Below are 18550 nucleotides of genomic sequence, written 5' to 3'. Positions count from 1 at the left end.
TTGAACGAAAGCACTTGCGGCTTTCACTGAGAAAAGGAGTGGGAAAATGAGACTCGCCAAGAGATGGGCCTGGGCATGTATGCTACCTTTTTTTATGTGGACAAATGAATGCTTGGCCAATAAAGCCCGCATATACCTTGATGAGGAAGATGAACTTAAAGTATTTACTTCATTAACTGCACCTTCAAACATTGCCGGGGCAACAAATAAGTTGCTATTTGATGCATTAGGCAATGATTCAATAGAATTCGTGCTATCGAGTTACAACAGAGCACTGCGAGAGATGCAGTCTAAGACCCGCGCGATTTGCACCATTAATCGCATCAAAACGGCTGAACGCGAAGCCTCTTTTTTATTTAGTTTGCCGGTAAACTTTTACCTCAGCCGGAGGTTATATCAGCATGAATCGGCAAGAAAACTGACAAATGCAGTGCTCAACTCAAATGGTGAAATACGCTCATTGCAAACCCTGTTCAAAGTATACAGCAGTAAGTTGATCGCACTGTCTGACAATATGTCTTACGGGCCTTTTTTAGATGACCAATTAAAGCAAGTCGATAGCAGTAACAAAGTCATACGAAGTGGCAGTGAACAATACGAAACCATATACAGAATGTTCCGTTTACAGCGAGTCGACTATCTACTTGGATACCCGGCAGAGGTATTTCGCCATGTTAAAAATGATGGGGCAAGGTATCGTACGTATAAAATAGCAGGGACGCCGACTATTATCCTCGGCCACGTCATGTGTAATAAAACACCTAGCAGTCAGGCGCTAATAAAAACAATTAATAAAGCTATGCGCAAAATATACAAGACAGAGCCTTTTGTCGCCGCCCATTTGAATTTTTTGCCACCGAGCGAATACACAGTTACGCAATCTATCATTGAAAAGTACAGATATAAATTGGACGAAAAAAAGTAAATCCTTGATTCAAAATAGGTAGTCCTCGCTCCCTCGTAAGGCTCACTTTTGAGGTATAAAACCTTTTCGAGTTCATACAAAAACTCATGGCAAAAAAAGTTTTATATTTTAAAGTTAGTTAAACCTGTCAACAGCTAAAAATAATTCAAATAAATCATAACTATACAAGTAAACTCAACATACCCGTAAATTTTAATCCAAAACACAAACTGGTCTATACCAATTCACAGAAAAGACATGATATTGAAATATTGTTTGTGAATAATTCTTCGCAACTTTAACCACTAAAAAGAAAAATATATGAAATTTCAATCATTAGGTCTTGTAGCAGCAATCCTTTCCACGTCGGTACTTGCCGACAGTGACATCTATGTAACGAACAATAGCGACCAAGTTTTAAATATCTCGGTCGAACATACTGGCTCCGATTTAATGGAGTATGGAAATGAATGGTCTCAACACACAACGCAGTTAAAGCCTTATGAAACCCGTATGGTTTTAAGCTTTAATCGCTATTATGGCGCCAAGTCTGGTCACAATTACCAATTTAAAACAAAGGTGACAACGCAATCAGGCGAGGTTATCAACTTGCAACAAAATATGAAGGGCACTTGGTACGGCTCCACAATCACGCACAGTGCACATGGACAAGATTTTAGCTCTGGCAATTTTAGCGATAGAAACATCCACAGATATCAATCAAACCTAGGCGTATCATCATTACCGGCAGAAGTCGCTTTTAAAGCCAAAGCAACGGCCAGATATGACGACTTTTATTATTCCATTACACCATCAAACCAAGACGAAACTGCCAACCCAGCACCAGAGCAACTTAAAGTCATGACATACAACATTTGGGCGCTCCCTGTGATTGCGTCCCATATTTCCGATCGCATGACTTTAATCCCTGATTATCTAAAAGGGTACGATGCATTGCTACTTCAAGAAGTCTTTCATTCACAACGAGAATCTTTCCTGCGCGAAATCGCCACTGAGTATCCATACCAAACCAAAATGTTAGATAAGTCTGGCGTCAATATTTACGACGGAGGGGTGATCATTGTCAGCCGTTATCCAATCGTCAACCAAGCGCAATATGTTTTCCCTGACTGCTCTAGTACAGATTGTTTTGCTGATAAAGGCGTTAATTACGCAGAAATCATAAAAGACGGCGAAGCGTACCATCTGTTTGCGACTCATACTGCGTCGAGTGATACAGATACAGCGCGTCAACACCGACAATTACAATTTAAACAAATACGCAGTTTGGCAACGAGTTTAAATATTCCAAGCAATGAAACTGTTGTTTATGGCGGCGACTTTAACGTCAATAAACTTAAATTCCCTGGCGACTATACCAATATGCTCGCAAATTTAGCCGCATCCGCTCCTCAATACACTGGCTATACCAGCTCAACTTTTGATCCTCGTGTAAATTCATTTGCAAAAAAAGCGGGCGATACGGTTGAGTATCTCGATTACATTGTTGTCAGTGATGAATACAAAGCAACTCAAAGCAATGTGAATGAAGTCAAAGTGCCTCGCAGCACTGATCAGAGTATTTGGGAGCATTGGGATCTATCTGATCACTTCCCAGTAAAAGCAGTGATCAAGTAACTTAGCTTATTGGAGTGGGCTTATTAAAAAGCTCGCTCCAACGCAATTGAAACGAAAAGATAAAACCCTAAAGGTTATTTTGCATAATGACATTTGTGCCTAACTACTCGAATGAGAAGCCAAGATTTTTAACCAAGGTGACACAATGAACAAAACAACCATTTTCTTGAGTCTTGCCGTCCTTGCAGCTGCCACTGGCGCTATTTATCAAAACAAAGTACCTGAGACAACAGAGCACAATGCCCACAACATACAGGCGATTCAAAATACCAAGGACCAAGAACCCAACCCACTATCTGAAACACCCAAAAAATTACCACCTGCATACGACGAAAATAGCAGTGAGGAGCTACTCAATAAATTAGCCCAGACTAATTTAAATGAGTTGAAACCACTTATAGAGTCATTTTGGCAAAACTGCTTGCGACAATCAGAATGTGACGCACTACTTGCCGAACTCCATACTCACGCAAGCTCGCATAGATACCTTTTAGTTGCTGAATACCCTGCCAAAAAAAAAGAATTTGATCAATTGACTGCAAGTGAAGACTTTAACACCACCACAGTTGAAAAGGTCAGCAGGATCAAGCGTATCTACACTCAAGTTTGGGGTGATCTAGCCACTGGGCTATTTCATGAAGAATTTGCTTTTTACAACACCAGAGCAACGCTTGCCGAATTAACCGACTTAAGTCAGGAAATGACACCCGATGAATTTATTGAGCAACTTGATATCTTGAGCCAACAAGGCAAAGTCTCGTCGGATGCACAAGAACAATATAGCATCGCAATTGAGATTTTAGGCACGAGCATGACGCCAAATGAGCTATCACACCTACGTAGTCAGCTTGCTCGGCGTTACTTCGACCATGAACAAGCGCAAGCAGTTTTAGTTCGCCAACAGCAAATCCTTAACCAACAAGAGACCGTACTCAGCTACCGACAAGCACTCAGTGAAAAGAAAGCACAGTTACAAATGCTCAAAGGTTCGGAATATGCGCATTTGTCAGCGCAGCAGTGGCAAACCCATTATGACACCGAGCTAAAGTCATTTAGAAAAGCGTTTTTCCAACGTAATTGAATGACAAGCATATAAGCTACTGCTGGTGGAGTGACAATTGCGGCGGTATAGTTAACACCAATCAACAACTCCGCCTAGGCCACCTAGCTACAATAAAATAAATATTGGTATTGTTGATTTGTAAACACTACAGCTAAAAGATTAAGGCACGGAAGACGATTCAAACTTACCAATGAAAGCTGTTAACTATTGATTTTTCAAACTACCAATATAACACTCTAGTAATAGGAACATTAATGAAGCAGGAACTTATATGAAGATTTACGCAATCCTACCGCTAATGTTAGTAATGTCAGGATGTGCTCATATCAACTCAATCCATAGAACGACACCACTCAATGATAAAGGAAAAGTTATTAGTGTTGATGCCAAACAGCGTTTCTTAATCACTAATCGAAGCAACAGCCCTAAGACTAATAGCAGCAATGGTAATGCAATTGAGGAGCACCTATTTAGCGTCTGTGCAGAGCCAAGCCCAGATACATTTTCGACCTATAGCGCTGCAATAGAAGCATCGGCTGATAAAGCTGAACAATTAACCGCCGCATTGAAGTTAGCCACGGGAGAAAATAGTGCAGCTATTGGTATTCGTACGCAAGCAATTCAATTGCTGCGCGATGCAATGTATCGCAATTGTGAGGCATTTATTTCTGGCGGTATTACGAAAGAAGACTATAAAGACATGCTGGAGAAATACCAGCGAAGTATGGTCGTTTTAGTGGCAATAGAGCAATTGACCCAAGCTACTCAGCCCTCCCAATTGTCGATATCATCAACCGCTAGAGCACAAGCCAGCAGTAAACTCTTTGAAGCGAAAGTTTATCTTGATAAGGCTAATAGTGAATTGGCTGACAAACAAGAAAACTACGACGAGTCAGAAGTTAATTTTTTTGAAGCTATCAAGTCGGGTGGATTGGGCGACCCTGGGAACAATACGCCGCCTGATAATAGCAAACGTGAACAAGCAATAACCGATGCTAACGAAAAATGTGAAAGCCCAGACAGTTCGCTTGAAGAAAGCTGTAAAAAATACAAGGAAGCTCATGATCAGAAAATATTGGCAAAGACCAGCTTAGACATAGCAAAAAAGGATGCAGCTGAATGGCTCAATGTTTATAACAACCTTAAACACAGCTCAAGCTTATCGATAGAAAACTCAGTAACGACACTGCCCACAACACAAAGTAGCCAACATGCTTCTCAAGTAGCCGATTTAGCCGAGTCCGTAGAAAACTTAGTGACCAAAGTTTTTGATGATGGGATTATTGAACAATGTCAATTTTATGCTAAATCCAAAACTACAGAAGAGATTATTGAGAGTAATATCGCACCTTATGTTACACCTGAGGGCGTAACACAAATCAGGCCGCTGTTTACTAAATCTTTAGATATTTACCAGGTTAATGACTTATCCATGTACGCTTCATCTATAAAGTGGCAAGACGTATTGAAAGACTATGACGATGTAAATCAATATGCCTACACCACTTTAAATATATCCAAGGTTCGCGACGCTGTTACAAACAAGTATGATTACAATATGAAAGGAACAACGATCACCATGGATCAGAACGCATTGGCTTATTATGTAAGAATGGCATTAGATGAGAAGATAGCTCAATCATTCAAGGACATGAAGGGGATCTTCTCTGATTGTGTGTACATTTTTTCAAACAAAGAAAAAGCTAAAGCTAAGAGCTAAGATTTACTAGCTCATACTTGAACTGACAGTTAGGCTGTATTTCCAGCGATGACTGTAAGTTTAAATTTGAGCTAAACTTTTTATCCAACCTAATGGCTCAACTATTTTAGCCGTTCCGTAATGAGCGATTTCAATACCAGTTGATTTGAAGTTTTGATAGTCGGTTATTGGAACACTCGTAATCCGCGTTTCGAACTTGGATAAAATACATTTACTTTTAGAAATCCAAAAACCAGTTCAAACCTTTTCCCGTTTACCTTTCACTTCTGCATAAAATCTTTCATGTTTACATTGATTTTAGTATCCAGTTAAGTAGAGTTGTACTGTTACGCAATACAAGGACATAACGTTGATAGCATCTCTATTCAAAAAATTAAGCGGTGTATTCCAAACAGCAAGCACTGATAACTCTACTGTGATCCAAATTGCAGGGGATAATTCGGGTGATATTGTCGTTAATGATCCAATAGCAAAGAAAGCATTCGACGCTTTAAAAGCTGAATTAGATAAAAAACACATTGAAATTTCTGAATACAAGCAACAGCTTCAAACTTATCTAGAAATAATATCAAATTTAAGCCAAAGCAAACAAAATAACGAATTGCCCGCGAAGGATGTTGATGCAGCATTACAAGCAATCATAGATAGTGGCGATGTTGATAAAGCACGAGCACTACTCTCACAGCTGATTAATGATAACGAAGACATCATTCTTAAACAGGCCGAGTATTATTATCAGCGCGGTTCGTTAACTTATCTTCATGAGTCTAAACAAACACTAAAGGATTTTGTCAGGGCGACGCAGTTAAACCCTGAGCATATAAGAGCCTGGACTATGGCTGGCCATATTTATGCCAGAATTGGTGAATTAGACGGTGCATTGCAAGCTTATCAACATGTTCTAAGCTTGGCTGAAAAAGCAGGCGATAATGAATGGAAAGCCGGATCATTTGGCAATATGGGGATTATTTATAAAACAAAAGGCGAGCTAGATAAGGCACTTGAATTTTACCAAAAAGGCCTAGAGATCCATGAATTACTAGGTCATAAAGAAGGTATGGCCAGTGACTATGGGAATATAGGTAATATTCATCGAATAACAGGCGAACTAGATAAGGCACTTGAATATTACAAAAAGAGCTTACATATAGAAAAAGATCTTGGCCGCAAAGAAGTGATAGCCATGAACTATGGCAATATGGGGATAATTTATAAAACACAGGGCGAACTAGGAAAGGCACTCGAATATTACCAAAAGAGTCTTGAAATCGATGAATCTCTAGGACATAAAGAAGGTATCGCTAGTAGCTATGGCAATATAGGTGATATTTATCGAATAACCGGCGAGCTGGATAAGGCACTTGAATATTGTCAAAAGAGCCTCGAAATCGATGAATTTCTAGGTCGTAAAGAAGGTATGGCTAACCAGTATGGAAATATAGGTAATATTTATCGGATAATAGGCGATTTAGATAGGGCATTTGAATATTATCAAAAGGGCCTTGAAATCGATGAGTCTTTAGGTCGTAGAGAAGGTATAGCAAATCAGTATGGTAATATGGGGATTGTTTATCAAACACAAGGCGAGCTAGACAAGGCCCGTGAATATTACCAAAAGAGCATAGAAATCAATGAGTCGTTAGGTAACAAAGAAAATATAGCTACCCAGTATTGTAATTTGGGAATTGTTTACAAACATAAAGGCCAACTGGATAAGGCACTAGAGTATTTTCAAAAGGGCCTTGAAATCCATGAATGTCTAGGTCATAAGGAAGGTATGGCCAGCCAACATGGAAATATAGGGAACCTATATGTACAAAAGGGCGACCTCAATCAAGCAAAAGCGCACTGGGAAAATGCCTTGGTATTATTCGAGCAAGTGGGCACAAAGCCTCAAATAGAGCAAGTATCTAGCTTGCTTGCAGAACTAGAGCGCGCACAGGAGTAAGAACTATGATGGAATGGTTTACCTCACTAGATACAGGAGAGCAAATTGGTGCATTGACGCTATTGGTGACAATTGTTGGAGTGCTTGTCGCTATATTCAAAAAGTCAGGGCGCAGTGAACCGCAAAAATCTGTTAACCAGAGTATATCAGGTGACAATATTAGTAACGCCGTACAAATTGGCGGGGATAATAAAGGTGAGCTGCCGAAAAAGTAGCAGCCACCATTTTATGTTAAATCAAACTGTTTTTCACTTAATCCAGCCTAATGAATGGGCTCAACTAATTTAGCCGTTCTGTATTGAACGATATCATTACCACTTGGTGTAACGCGCCTTTCGAACTTGGGTAAAAATACGTTTACTATTAGACACCCAAAAGTGAGTTAAAACCTTTCTTGAGTTACCATTTCATATCTGCATTAATTCTTTCATGTTTGCATTGCTTTTAGTATCCAGTTGAGTAGAGTTGTATTGTGAAGCAATACAAGGATATAACGTTGATGAACTCTCTGATTAAAAAATCCAATGACGTAATACAGACTGTGCAAACAGATGGCTCAACTGTGGTTCAAATTGCTGGAAATAATTCAGGTGATATTGTCATCAATGACCCGATAGCAGTGAAAGCATTCGAAGCTTTAAAAGCTGAATTAGATAAAAAGCAAATTGAAATTACTGAAAAGGGCATTGAAATTTCTGAATACAAGCAGCAGCTTCAAACTTACCTAAACATCATCTTTAATTTAAGTCAAAGCAAACAAAATAACGAATTGCCCGCGAAGGATGTTGATGCTGCATTGCAAGCAATCATAGATATTGGCGATGTTGATGAAGCACGAGCGCTACTCTCACGACTGATTGATGATAACGAAGACATCATTCTAAAGCAGGCCGAGTATTATTATCAGCGCGGTTCGTTAACTTATTTTCATGAGTCTAAGCAGACACTAGATGATTTTGTCAGGGCAACACAATTAAACCCTGAGCATATAAATGCTTGGACTATGGCTGGCCTTATTTATAAGCGAACTGGTGAATTAGACAGTGCACTGCAAGCTTATCAACATGTTTTAAGCTTGGCTGAAAAGGACGGTAACAGTGAAGGCAAATCTGTATCGTATGGCAATATGGGGCTTGTTTACCAAACACAAGGCGAGCTGGATAAGGCGCTTGAGTATTTTCAAAAAAGCCTTGAAATCGATGAATCTCTGGGTCGTAAAGAAGGCAAGGCGAGCCAGTATGGGAATATGGGGGTTGTTTACGATACACAAGGCGAGCTGGATAAGGCACTTGAGTATTACCAAAAAAGCCTTGAAATCTATGAGTCCCTAGACAGCAAAGGAGGTATGGCCAACTCTTATGGCAATATGGGGAACGTTTACAACACACTGGGCGAGCTGGATAATGCACTTGAATATTATAAAAAGAGTCTTGAAATTAATGAGTTTTTAGGCCGCAAAGAAGGTATATCCAACTCTTATGGCAGTATGGGGAGCGTTTACCAAACACAGGGCGAGCTGGATAAGGCACTTGAATATTACCAAAAAAGCCTTGAAATCGACGAGTCCCTAGGCTGCAAAGAAGGCATGGCGCGCCAGTATGGCAATATGGGGACTGTTTACGATACACAAGGTGAGCTGGCTAAAGCGCTTGAGTATTACCAAAAGGGTCTTGAAATTAATAATTCTCTTAACCTTAAAGAAGGTATGGCCGTTCAATATGCCAATATGGGCATTCTATATAAGCAACAGGGCGACTTAAATCAAGCTATAGCGCACTGGGAAAAGGCCTTGGCATTATTCGAGCATGTGGGTGCACAGCCCCAAATAGCGCAATTGTCTAGCTGGCTTGCAGAACACTAAGGAACACAAAGGAATAATAATTATGATTGAATGGTTTACTTCACTTAGTATCGGTGAACAAATTGGCACATTGTCTCTGTTGGTGAGCATTGTCGGGGTACTTGTTGCTATATTCAAAAAGTCAGGGCGCAGTGAGCCACAAAAATCCGTTAACCAGAGTATATCTGGCAGTGATATTAATAACGCCGTACAAATTGGCGGGGATAATAAAGGTGAGCTGCCGAAAAAGTAGCAGCCACCATTTTATGTTAAATCAAGCTTTTTTACTTTTTCCAGCCTAATAATTTAGCCGTTCCGTACTGAACGATATCATTATCCATTGATTTGAAGTTTTGATAGTCGACGGTTGGAATGCGTCTGCTGTCAGAGCAGGTCTGAGTCATCATTCTGCATTTCTGTATATGCAAAACTAATTGGTTCTAAACTATCGAGATTAGACAAATACGTAATTGACTTTAAGACTTTATCTCCCGCTTGACCTGTATTCTAAGCCTTAATGTGTTTGACTTGGTTCTCGAGCTTTTTAGTATCTGGTTTGATAAAAAGTCAGCCACTGGAATAAAATACGTCAAAAGGAATACAGAAGCATAGAGGCGCAACTGTAGTTTAAACAGGCACGCAAAGGTAAATTCAGTAGTAAAAATTACCATCAAACTAACCTTGAGTTTATGTTTCCAGCGTCTTAACCTATACACTATTCGATAGTGGAAGAGCAAGCTTGCATAAACAATACAATAAATGAATAGAAGAGAATTTATAAAAGTTTGCCGTGTGCTAGGTATCATCATGCCACTACAGCCACTTCTGAATGCCTGCACCAATAAGCAGAGTTTTCAAAATGATAGCACTAAGCCAGTGATTATTATTGCTGCTGGTGCTGCTGGGCTAGTTGCAGGTTATTTGCTGAAGCAGCAGGGGATAAGCATCAAAATTTTAGAGGCGTCTTCAATTTATGGAGGACGCATGAAGCGCACAAGCAACTTTTCCAATTTTCCAATTCCTTTGGGCGCCGAATGGATACATGCAGAGCCAAAAATACTAGACGAAATTGTTAATGATGACTCAGTAGATGTTGATATAAATACGCTAATGTATGATCCCGAAAATGATTATGCATTATACGAGGGTGAAAAGGTCAGCATCAAAGAGGTGGAAATGAACGAAGACAATAAGTTTGTGAGCTCTACCTGGTTCGACTTCTTTGAACAATACATTGCACCATCTATAGAGAAACACATTGTATATAGCTCAAAAGTTAAAAGTATCGATTATTCAACTGACGAAGTCATAGTTGAAACACATGATAGCACCCATTATGCGTCCCGAGTTATTGTGACTGCTCCGGTAAAAGTTCTTCAACAAAGAGAGATTCATTTCACACCTGAACTACCCAAACATAAACAAGATGCAATTGATAAAGTTGAAGTTTGGGGAGGGTTTAAAGCATTTATTGAGTTTTCAGATAAATTTTATCCTGCGCTGATTGGCTTCAAAGTCAATCCACCCGAACACGGAGAGAAGCTCTATTATGATGCAGCTTATGGTCAGAACACGACACATCATATACTAGGATTATTTGCAGTTGGTGCAGGCTCAATACCTTATGTTTATTTACAAGAAGACGAGATAATTAAATACATATTGAATGAACTTGATGAGCTGTTTGATGGCAAAGCATCGACTTATTACGTCAAGCATATAACCCAGAATTGGAATACTGAAGCGCACATATATGGCGCTTACGTAAGCAACAATGAAGACTGGGAAAAAATAAAAAAGCTGGGTGAAAGCATTGATGAACGTTTGTTTTTTGCTGGTGATGCATACACTGATGGCAAAGATTGGGGGTCGGTTCATGCCGCTGTGTATTCAGCAAAACGCGCCGTTAAAAATATACTCAAATCATGATGTTAAGAGTTAAGAGTCACGAAATCTTAATTAAGTCCGATACTGTCTAGTATTGGACATACCTTGAATTTGGCGTTCACAGCGCCACAAAAGCAGAAGTGTTATCTTAGATATATAGACACAAACCAAATTTAACATAATATAAATTATAGGATATTTAGTATATAGAAGTCTTGCTCACGGCACCTGCTAAAACCTTACCCTAATCTGCTGTTTATCATAAAGATATAATTTTCTATTTTAATGCCTTTTATTGGCTTTAGTTGACCTGCACCCATCGGAATATTTTTATTTGCAGTCAGATTATGGGTGGTTTGCCCCAATGGACTCACCACCTAGTGTTACTTAGTTTATTCTGAAAATTTCCAAGTCGTCAAAGTGTATCTCACTTTCAACTTGCCATTTTGTTGAATACAAATAGATCTGTAAATTATGGCCAGAAGCATTTGGCACAGTAAACTCCATAGAGATTGGCGACCAGCCTCGACTAGTTGTCACGACTTGGGCGATTGATTTTTTACTCGTTGCGTCATAAACCATAACTCGACCATTGGCATCTCCAGAAAACACGCGTGCCATAGCATCTAGTCGATATGTTGCACCAGGCTCATAATCGAAAACCTTTTGTGCTACTTGCCAGCCATATGTCGGTCTATTTTTTACCGTTAGACCTTGTGATCCACTAAACGCGCTATTGGGGCTCAAAAATACAGTCTCTGGAGTTGATTGCCAATGTCTCCAACCTTCAGGTAATGCGTTTGCAGCTGTATAATCAAATGGCTGATCGTAGACCCGATAACCTTTTACAAGTTGTGCGATTGCCCCCATGTAATAGCGCTGACCTACACCTTGAATTGCATTAAAAACCTGAGTCAATTTGGTTTCAGAGTCATGATAAATACTTGGTTTAAACTCTGCTAATTGCATCCACCACCTTAGAGATGTAAAAGATTCATCGCCATAACATTTGTTCACATGTTTACTAAAATTATCACAGTGGGAAATCATAAAGTCTGCTGTATTTGCAAAGTACGTCATATCTTCTTTATTTAATCCAACCCCTGCATAGTAGCTGCTAAAAGCTGCGGCAACATCTAAGTTGCCATGACTTGTATCTTCTGTGCCGGTCCAGTTAAAGCCATCATTTATTGTGTCTCTATCGCTCAGAATACTCCAGTAACTCCATTCATACTTATTGGCTGTTAAACCTGACCCAGAGTGGTATTGCCCAAGCTTTAAGCTACTTTTAAATGCTTTGATTAACTCTTGCGCCATAAGTTTATGATTCGGATCATGGCCTTCTATCTGTGCCAACTCTGCGTACGTACGTTGTAGTGCAAGATATTGATTATGTGGTAATGACTGACCAGGTTTTCTACTAGATGAGTCATCAGCGAATAAATAAACTAAATTTCCGCTTAGCGTTCCATGTAAATCTTTTTGCCATTTAGGGAAAATTTGCGTCACTAAAAAATCATAATATTCATCAGCAAATTGTGAAAAACGCGGTTCCAAGCGCCCTGTCCTTGCCAGCTTGATAAATTTAGCCATCGGTGCTGTGATCATCCCATCGTGAACAAGATACTCACGCCAAGACTTGACGCTTATGTTATCGAAATGCACGGTACAATGTTTACGATAATCTGTAGTATAAAGTCTGACTTGCACGTCGTTCGTGGGGTTTTCAGGCGAGACAAAATCAGCAGTGTGATATTGGTATGATTGCGATTCGATAAGCCTATCTAAAAGTACTTTTCTTTGGGTAAAGTCATAAACTTGCAGCCGGCCTTTTACGCCCGCATCGCAATTCTCTATCTTCGCATGGAAATTAATTTGGTACTTGCTGTTTGGGTCAAAGTGTTCATTGGGTTTGTAGGGGTTTCTTAAAGGTGTTTGAAGTACATGCCAACGATTGGTTTGAGGAGCCGTTTTAATTGTGAAGGCTGCAGTACTTTTGTCAATATTGTCCGCTTCGGTTGTGTTCCTATAAGCTGTTGCAGCAGTTGATTGCCACCTGCTCCAATTAGCTGGGAGTGAACTATCATTTGGATCAACGAGTTCTGCATTAGAATTTTGAATGGCATCAATGGAGTACTTCCACTCGCCCCAACCTTTAAACCCGTCAACTCCCATCCCAGTATCATCTTTTGCAAGCGCTATCGCCATATCCGATCGTGCCGTAAATACATCTAGGTATTTGGGGTCTTTTGTCCCCAAATACATTTCAATGAGTGCATCCAAATAATATGCTTCGGCCCAAGCAAGGTTACTCGATCGGCTAAAACTATTGGGGTATTGAGCCTGATACTGACCACTAATTAGATCAAACTTGTCAATCCACTCACCTCGAGCCTGTTCTGCATTCACATTACATGCCCCAAGCAGAAAAATAGACAAGGAAGTCGTTCTAATCATTTTATTCATAAATAATCCTTTTAAAATTGAGTATAAATTAGGCAGATATATTAACCTAATGTCATTATTTTAGAAGTAGCAAGACAGATACTTTTTATACAAACTTTAATAAATTGGCGAGCTATATTTCGCGATTAATGTCTGCCTTGTTAGATATAAGACAGAGTATCTTTCACCCGATTTAGTATAAATTTCATTACACCTCTAAGCATAAACTTAGTATATGGTAGCTTAAACTCGTTACTATTTTCTATATTGGGTAAATCATGCAATGAGATATTAAAAGTACACATTTTGGGCACTGGTTTAATCTGTTCCTTTTTATAAGTATACGGCAATCAATTATCGGCACTTTTCTCAATTAATTAGCAAGCAAAAGCATATAGCCCACCTATAAATGTTGTGTTTTTGTAAATTTTAGAGTGAGGATTATTTCATTGCTGAGGGCTGCTTATGTCAACATTAAAAGTGATCGCGAACAGCAAATATGTTGATGTATTACGTTTTTAATGGACTAAACACCTCCTATTGATACACCCGGCCAACAAATGCTCACTGGGCGCTGTCGAAATAAAATCTATGCATATACAAAGGCATGACCGGACATAACATTATAACTCAAGTCACCAAAGTGAAGGGGCACATTACGTGCTCCCAACTTGGCGTACTGCACTTTCGGACAAACTACTGCTCATTTCCGCTGTCACTTAAAAAAAGCTTAGCTTTTGGCGCTTCGTAAAAATCGCTTACGGGCGCATTGAATAAGCTGTTTCCCAGAAATTGATGAAAATCAGCAATTACTTTTTCCATTGATACTAACTTTCCTCCTCGAGTAATAGTTGACCCCATACCTTTTTGTACACGCTCACAAATATCTTTATCTTCAGCAAAAAACGCGTCTACAAAGGCTTTTTCTGTTTTATCTTCACTGCTTGTTTTAACATGTGAAATCCCAGCAGATCGAACACTACAATGTTCACTGTCTAGCGGTAACACATGCACCCAAGATAGGCTCTCAGACGTTAAGATCCCAACAAAAGAAGGAGGGATTGATATCAGCACATAGTTGTCGAACACTTTTGGGTAACTTCCTCTAAACCACTTAGCCAGTTTACTGGAGTTATCTTTCATTTCCCCGCCAGTCAAAGTCCACTCAAAGTGCCCTGCAATATCAAACGCTTGCTTAGTTGGTGTCACAGTCTCTAGTGTTTCCTTGTGCACCTTAAACAAGTGGTAACTTTCCATAGCATTTTCCATCGCGAGCTTCCAGTTTGTATTCCATAGCTCCATGCTTTGTGAGCGGTAGCCATGCGTAAATGAAGGTAGATTAAAATGATGCAAGTAGTCGTCAATCCCCTGAAGGCGATGACTGAGTGGTTTATCTGGAGTTCCAAGGTGAATAAATAACAATCCGTGCCAACTTTCTAAACGAAATTGCACTAGGCAATGTGCCTTTTTATCAAGCTGAACTTTTCCTGTAAAAGGTGCACCTTTAAACTTCCCCTCATCTGAATAGGTCCATGCGTGATAAGGACAGACGATGTTTTTCTCGACACGACCATATCCTTCGTCTAGCAACAATGTGCCTCTATGCCGGCAAAGATTTGAAAGTGCTCTAACCACACCGTCTTGGCTGCGGATCAAAACGATTGCTTCGCCTGCGAGTGTAAATGCAAAATAGTCCCCAGTTTGGCTTAGCTCTTGTTCGCTAACAATGAATACCCATTCGTTTTTAAATATATGCTCCATTTCAAGCGAATGTATATCTTGGTCTTTATATACCGCAAAAGGCAGCGAGTAGGCCTCCTCTATAGGTGCCTGTGTGATTTGTTCATACTCTGACATAAGCTGCGTTTTGAATTTGCTCATAATTTTACCTGTTAGTCTACTTACCTGATCGTAAACGGTATTTGTCTCTCATTAGTTTATTCACCCCAAAAATACAGCCTAAATTGCATCACCATTTAATATGCCGTCTAAGTCGTAGTCTAATGCAGCTTGCCAACCTTTACCGGGAACGGTGCAAGTAAAGGTTAAGCTATTGTCTGGTGTCGCCCCCAAGCTCATCAATTGTGCCAAAGTCAGGCGGCTTTCAAATGCGCGATCACTTCTGTAGTTATTTTCTATTTGATCAAATAAGTAGCCCCGCTGCTCGTTATTAACTACGCCCAGTACAATCAAGTCGCATTCGGTCACCTTCCCACCCAACAGCTTGGAAACAAAAGGCGTACTTGCTCGTTGCTCGAGCAGTAAAACCCTCTCTTTAACAACCTCAAGTGTATTTTCTGTCACTGTGATCTGTTGTCCAACAACCGGGGCTAAATCGTTATCAAATTCCATCATGTAATCGACTAAACCCTGTCGCGTTGTTTCGTCAGGAATGCCTATCTCACCAGCATTGAAATGACATCCATGCCTTTCATCTGCGCCCTCGGGGCAACCCTTCTCCCCATTGTCGAATACCCCTCCTTTGAGGAAGTTTAGCAACTGATCCGTCGCACCATCGTGTAAAAAACCAAAACCTCTTATCTGGTCACCTTGATGGGTTTTCGTGTGAGAAGGTAAAAACCCTCCACGATCAGGCAAGCCAAACATACCAACGCGCGTATAGAGGTTTCTTAACTGTGGGACTTTTAATATTTGAATTTCCCCTCCGTGTGCTATCTCGCCGCGGCTACCATAAAACCCTTTTTCATGATCAACACCATGACACCCCTCGCAATTTACGCCATCCGCATTATTGCCATTTAATGGCGTATCTTGCGCTGCGCCATCTGACCGCCGTGTGCCATGAAAGAACTGTTCGCCAATATGAGCCGAGGAAGATAACGAGTTGTCTAAATTTCTAATAGGATTTGGTGGTAAGGCAACCTTTAGCATAAAGTCCGCAAACTTTTCCATATCTTGCTCTAGTTGTTTTACATCTGCAGTCTTTAAACCTGTATCAACTGATTCAGGAAGTGCTATATCTAAGCCCAATAAACCTTCGAAAGCGACAATAAAGTTTTTAAAAGAAGTACGTTCATCCAAAGTCTGCCCAGTATCATCACCAAAATAGCCCACAGAACGGTCGCCGCGCCAATGCATATGACCATGATGCTGCATCCCTCTTAATGTTTGTGTACCCATAGGCCCTTTCATAGAAGCAAAACTACGTTCATCACCATTGCCATTAATGACTTCCAGAAGTTGGCAACTTTCTTCTTCAGGGCCCACTAACACACAGCCTAGCTCTGACAAATTTTGAGTTGGGAATGGCTGGGGATTCTTGATGTTACTTGCGTCGGGGTTGCCCAAATTCCAACTTAAGTGATCTGTATCCCCAAAAATATGACAGCTTGCACAAGAAGACTCACCATTTGATGACGAGCGATTGGCATCGTAGAGCATGTGTCGGCCCGCCATATAACCCTTGGGTTCAGGCGTAGACATTGCGATTCGCTGCAACTCATTTCGACTTGATAAATTAATATGGACCAGGCTGTTGTCGAAACGTGTAAATACATACAACGACTGATGCTGCTCATTGAGTAATATTCCTGCAGGCCCCCCTTGTACAGACAAATAACGTTCGCTCGCCACTTTAGGGTCGAACTCTTCGCCCTTGTTATCCCAATAGCCATCGTCGCTCAATTCAGATGTCGGCAACACGGCAACTTTATTTGAACCTAACACTGCGCTGTAAAGCAGTTTTCCATCACTACTGACTTCAAGTTGAAGAGGGGCAGACAAGCTATGGTGCTTTACTGACTTATTCCCTTTCAAATCGCCGTAATCAATGTGCCTATTTAGGTGTCTAGCAAAAACATTACCAGTTGACGGATTTATAACAGTAATACGGCTTTTAGCTATATTGCCTTGCACCGTAGACCCTGCAAACTTGCCAGAGCCTTCAAATCTGCTTGCATTGTTGGCATCTGTATTAGATACAAACAATTCGCCTGTGGTCGGACTAACTGCAATATTAAATAGTGTCGTACCCACATGCTTGAAACTTGCTACTGTTTTATGGGTCTGTGTATCAAGCGCAAATACATCATGATCTGGCAGGTGAAAACGAACTCCGTTTGAAAAGTTGCGCCCTTTGCTATCTTGCCACTGCCCTGATGCACGGTCATACTGGACAATCATACTCGTCCAAGGTTGATATTCGCCGTCTGCATTTACGCCCGGGGCAGTTCTCCCACCTGGTAAGTAACCCTCCGGCAACCCCTTAGGTGAACTCAAACCGTCCAATACCTGACAAGGTACTGCGCCATATTGATCGTCTTCAAAGCCCATACACATTACTGCTTCATGGACTGCTGTGGTTTGATTTCCAGAGTTGAGTACGGCGGCATATACTGTTTTCTCATCTTTAGATACAGCAAGCCCCCTCAACGTGTCTCCAAACATAGACACAATTTCTAAAGGTGTTCCCCCTAGGTTATTTCCCAAATTATTTATGTCGAATATCCAGACATCAGCGCGCCCGATACCAGGCGTGTGCAATTTGGGGTCCCCTGCACCTTTTACCTTCGCTAGTGCGGGACTGCGCCTTTGCTGGCCTCGATGTGCCGTAGTAATGAAAGCTTTATTGTTCGCAAAAACAATATCTCTTGGTTCGTCACCCACAAGCAAGGTTCTAATTACACGGGCAGGCGAAAGCGACAAGTCCACAATACTCACAGAATCTGATAGATGATTTAAAACCCAGGCCTGATTATTTTTGATTGCAACAGACACTGGCTCTAATCCGACATGCACGCTTTGCGACAACAAGAGCGTCCCATCTTTTTCAATAGAAAAAATCTCTAGAGTATGATTGGAAGTATTGGTCAACAATAACCGTTTACCGTCAGAGGTTTTCGCCATCGGCCTCACTGGTGCAGACTCAAAACCAATGTAATCCGATTTTGCACTTGGTGGCATTACTTTTACAGGAGGCTCTGGCATAACAACGGCCTCCGGTATATCAGATCCCTGAGGCTTTTCATTGTTTGTTTCTGGATTGCTACCACAGCTAGCCAACAGCACCAAATATAAAACTCCGATGAGCTTCTTGGTTTTAACTTTATCCACTTTATCACCCGTATATTTTCACATTGACAATT

Annotated in this window: 12 protein-coding genes; 9 read left to right on the top strand and 3 right to left on the bottom strand. The window is 40.6% G+C overall.

Going from position 1 to position 18550, the window contains the following annotated elements; translation table 11 throughout:
* Positions 1 to 46 precede the first annotated feature (46 nt).
* The 9 genes from N483_RS00060 to N483_RS00020 all read left to right on the top strand — a co-directional run bounded on the left by N483_RS00060 (position 47) and on the right by N483_RS00020 (position 11042).
* Entirely contained in the window at positions 47 to 925 is an 879-nt protein-coding gene (locus N483_RS00060; RefSeq protein WP_023399131.1) for a substrate-binding periplasmic protein, read from the top strand.
* Between the two features lie 300 nt (positions 926 to 1225).
* Positions 1226 to 2542, top strand: coding sequence for a sphingomyelin phosphodiesterase (locus N483_RS00055; RefSeq protein ID WP_023399130.1), 1317 nt, complete (start codon positions 1226 to 1228; stop codon positions 2540 to 2542).
* Positions 2543 to 2687: 145 nt separating this feature from the next.
* Positions 2688 to 3623: a hypothetical protein gene (locus N483_RS00050; protein ID WP_023399129.1), complete on the top strand. Its 936-nt coding sequence runs from the start codon at positions 2688 to 2690 to the stop codon at positions 3621 to 3623.
* A 253-nt stretch (positions 3624 to 3876) separates the two neighbouring features.
* A complete protein-coding gene (locus N483_RS00045; RefSeq protein ID WP_023399128.1) occupies positions 3877 to 5325 on the top strand; it encodes a hypothetical protein in 1449 nt (482 codons plus the stop codon).
* A gap of 349 nt (positions 5326 to 5674) precedes the next feature.
* The gene (locus tag N483_RS00040) at positions 5675 to 7273 is read left to right on the top strand and encodes a tetratricopeptide repeat protein (protein ID WP_023399127.1); all 1599 of its coding nucleotides are present in this window, start codon (positions 5675 to 5677) and stop codon (positions 7271 to 7273) included.
* Positions 7274 to 7278: 5 nt separating this feature from the next.
* Positions 7279 to 7488 carry a hypothetical protein gene (locus tag N483_RS00035; protein ID WP_023399126.1) on the top strand — a complete coding sequence of 70 codons (210 nt, stop codon included), beginning with the start codon at positions 7279 to 7281 and terminating at the stop codon, positions 7486 to 7488.
* 284 nt (positions 7489 to 7772) lie between these two features.
* A complete protein-coding gene (locus tag N483_RS00030; protein ID WP_023399125.1) occupies positions 7773 to 9134 on the top strand; it encodes a tetratricopeptide repeat protein in 1362 nt (453 codons plus the stop codon).
* A gap of 22 nt (positions 9135 to 9156) precedes the next feature.
* Positions 9157 to 9366 (top strand): hypothetical protein, encoded by a 210-nt coding sequence (locus tag N483_RS00025; protein WP_023399124.1) that lies wholly within the window; start codon positions 9157 to 9159, stop codon positions 9364 to 9366.
* 554 nt (positions 9367 to 9920) lie between these two features.
* Complete coding sequence (locus N483_RS00020; protein ID WP_023399123.1) at positions 9921 to 11042, top strand: flavin monoamine oxidase family protein; 1122 nt, start codon at positions 9921 to 9923, stop codon at positions 11040 to 11042.
* A 345-nt stretch (positions 11043 to 11387) separates the two neighbouring features.
* Here N483_RS00020 and N483_RS00015 read toward each other — a convergent pair whose 3' ends face one another.
* From N483_RS00015 to N483_RS00005, 3 genes are all read right to left on the bottom strand, one after another.
* Positions 11388 to 13466, bottom strand: a complete 2079-nt coding sequence (locus N483_RS00015) for a carbohydrate binding domain-containing protein (protein WP_023399122.1) — start codon at positions 13464 to 13466, stop codon at positions 11388 to 11390.
* A gap of 675 nt (positions 13467 to 14141) precedes the next feature.
* Positions 14142 to 15326 (bottom strand): aromatic ring-hydroxylating oxygenase subunit alpha, encoded by a 1185-nt coding sequence (locus N483_RS00010; RefSeq protein WP_023399121.1) that lies wholly within the window; start codon positions 15324 to 15326, stop codon positions 14142 to 14144.
* A gap of 78 nt (positions 15327 to 15404) precedes the next feature.
* Positions 15405 to 18518 (bottom strand): YncE family protein, encoded by a 3114-nt coding sequence (locus tag N483_RS00005; protein WP_052027380.1) that lies wholly within the window; start codon positions 18516 to 18518, stop codon positions 15405 to 15407.
* Positions 18519 to 18550: the final 32 nt, after the last annotated feature.

Source organism: Pseudoalteromonas luteoviolacea NCIMB 1944 (genome assembly GCF_001625565.1).
GTDB classification, from domain to species: Bacteria; Pseudomonadota; Gammaproteobacteria; order Enterobacterales; family Alteromonadaceae; genus Pseudoalteromonas; species Pseudoalteromonas luteoviolacea_F.
The sequence above is the reverse complement of the archived record's forward strand: the minus strand, read 5'-3'. Positions and strand labels throughout refer to the sequence as shown.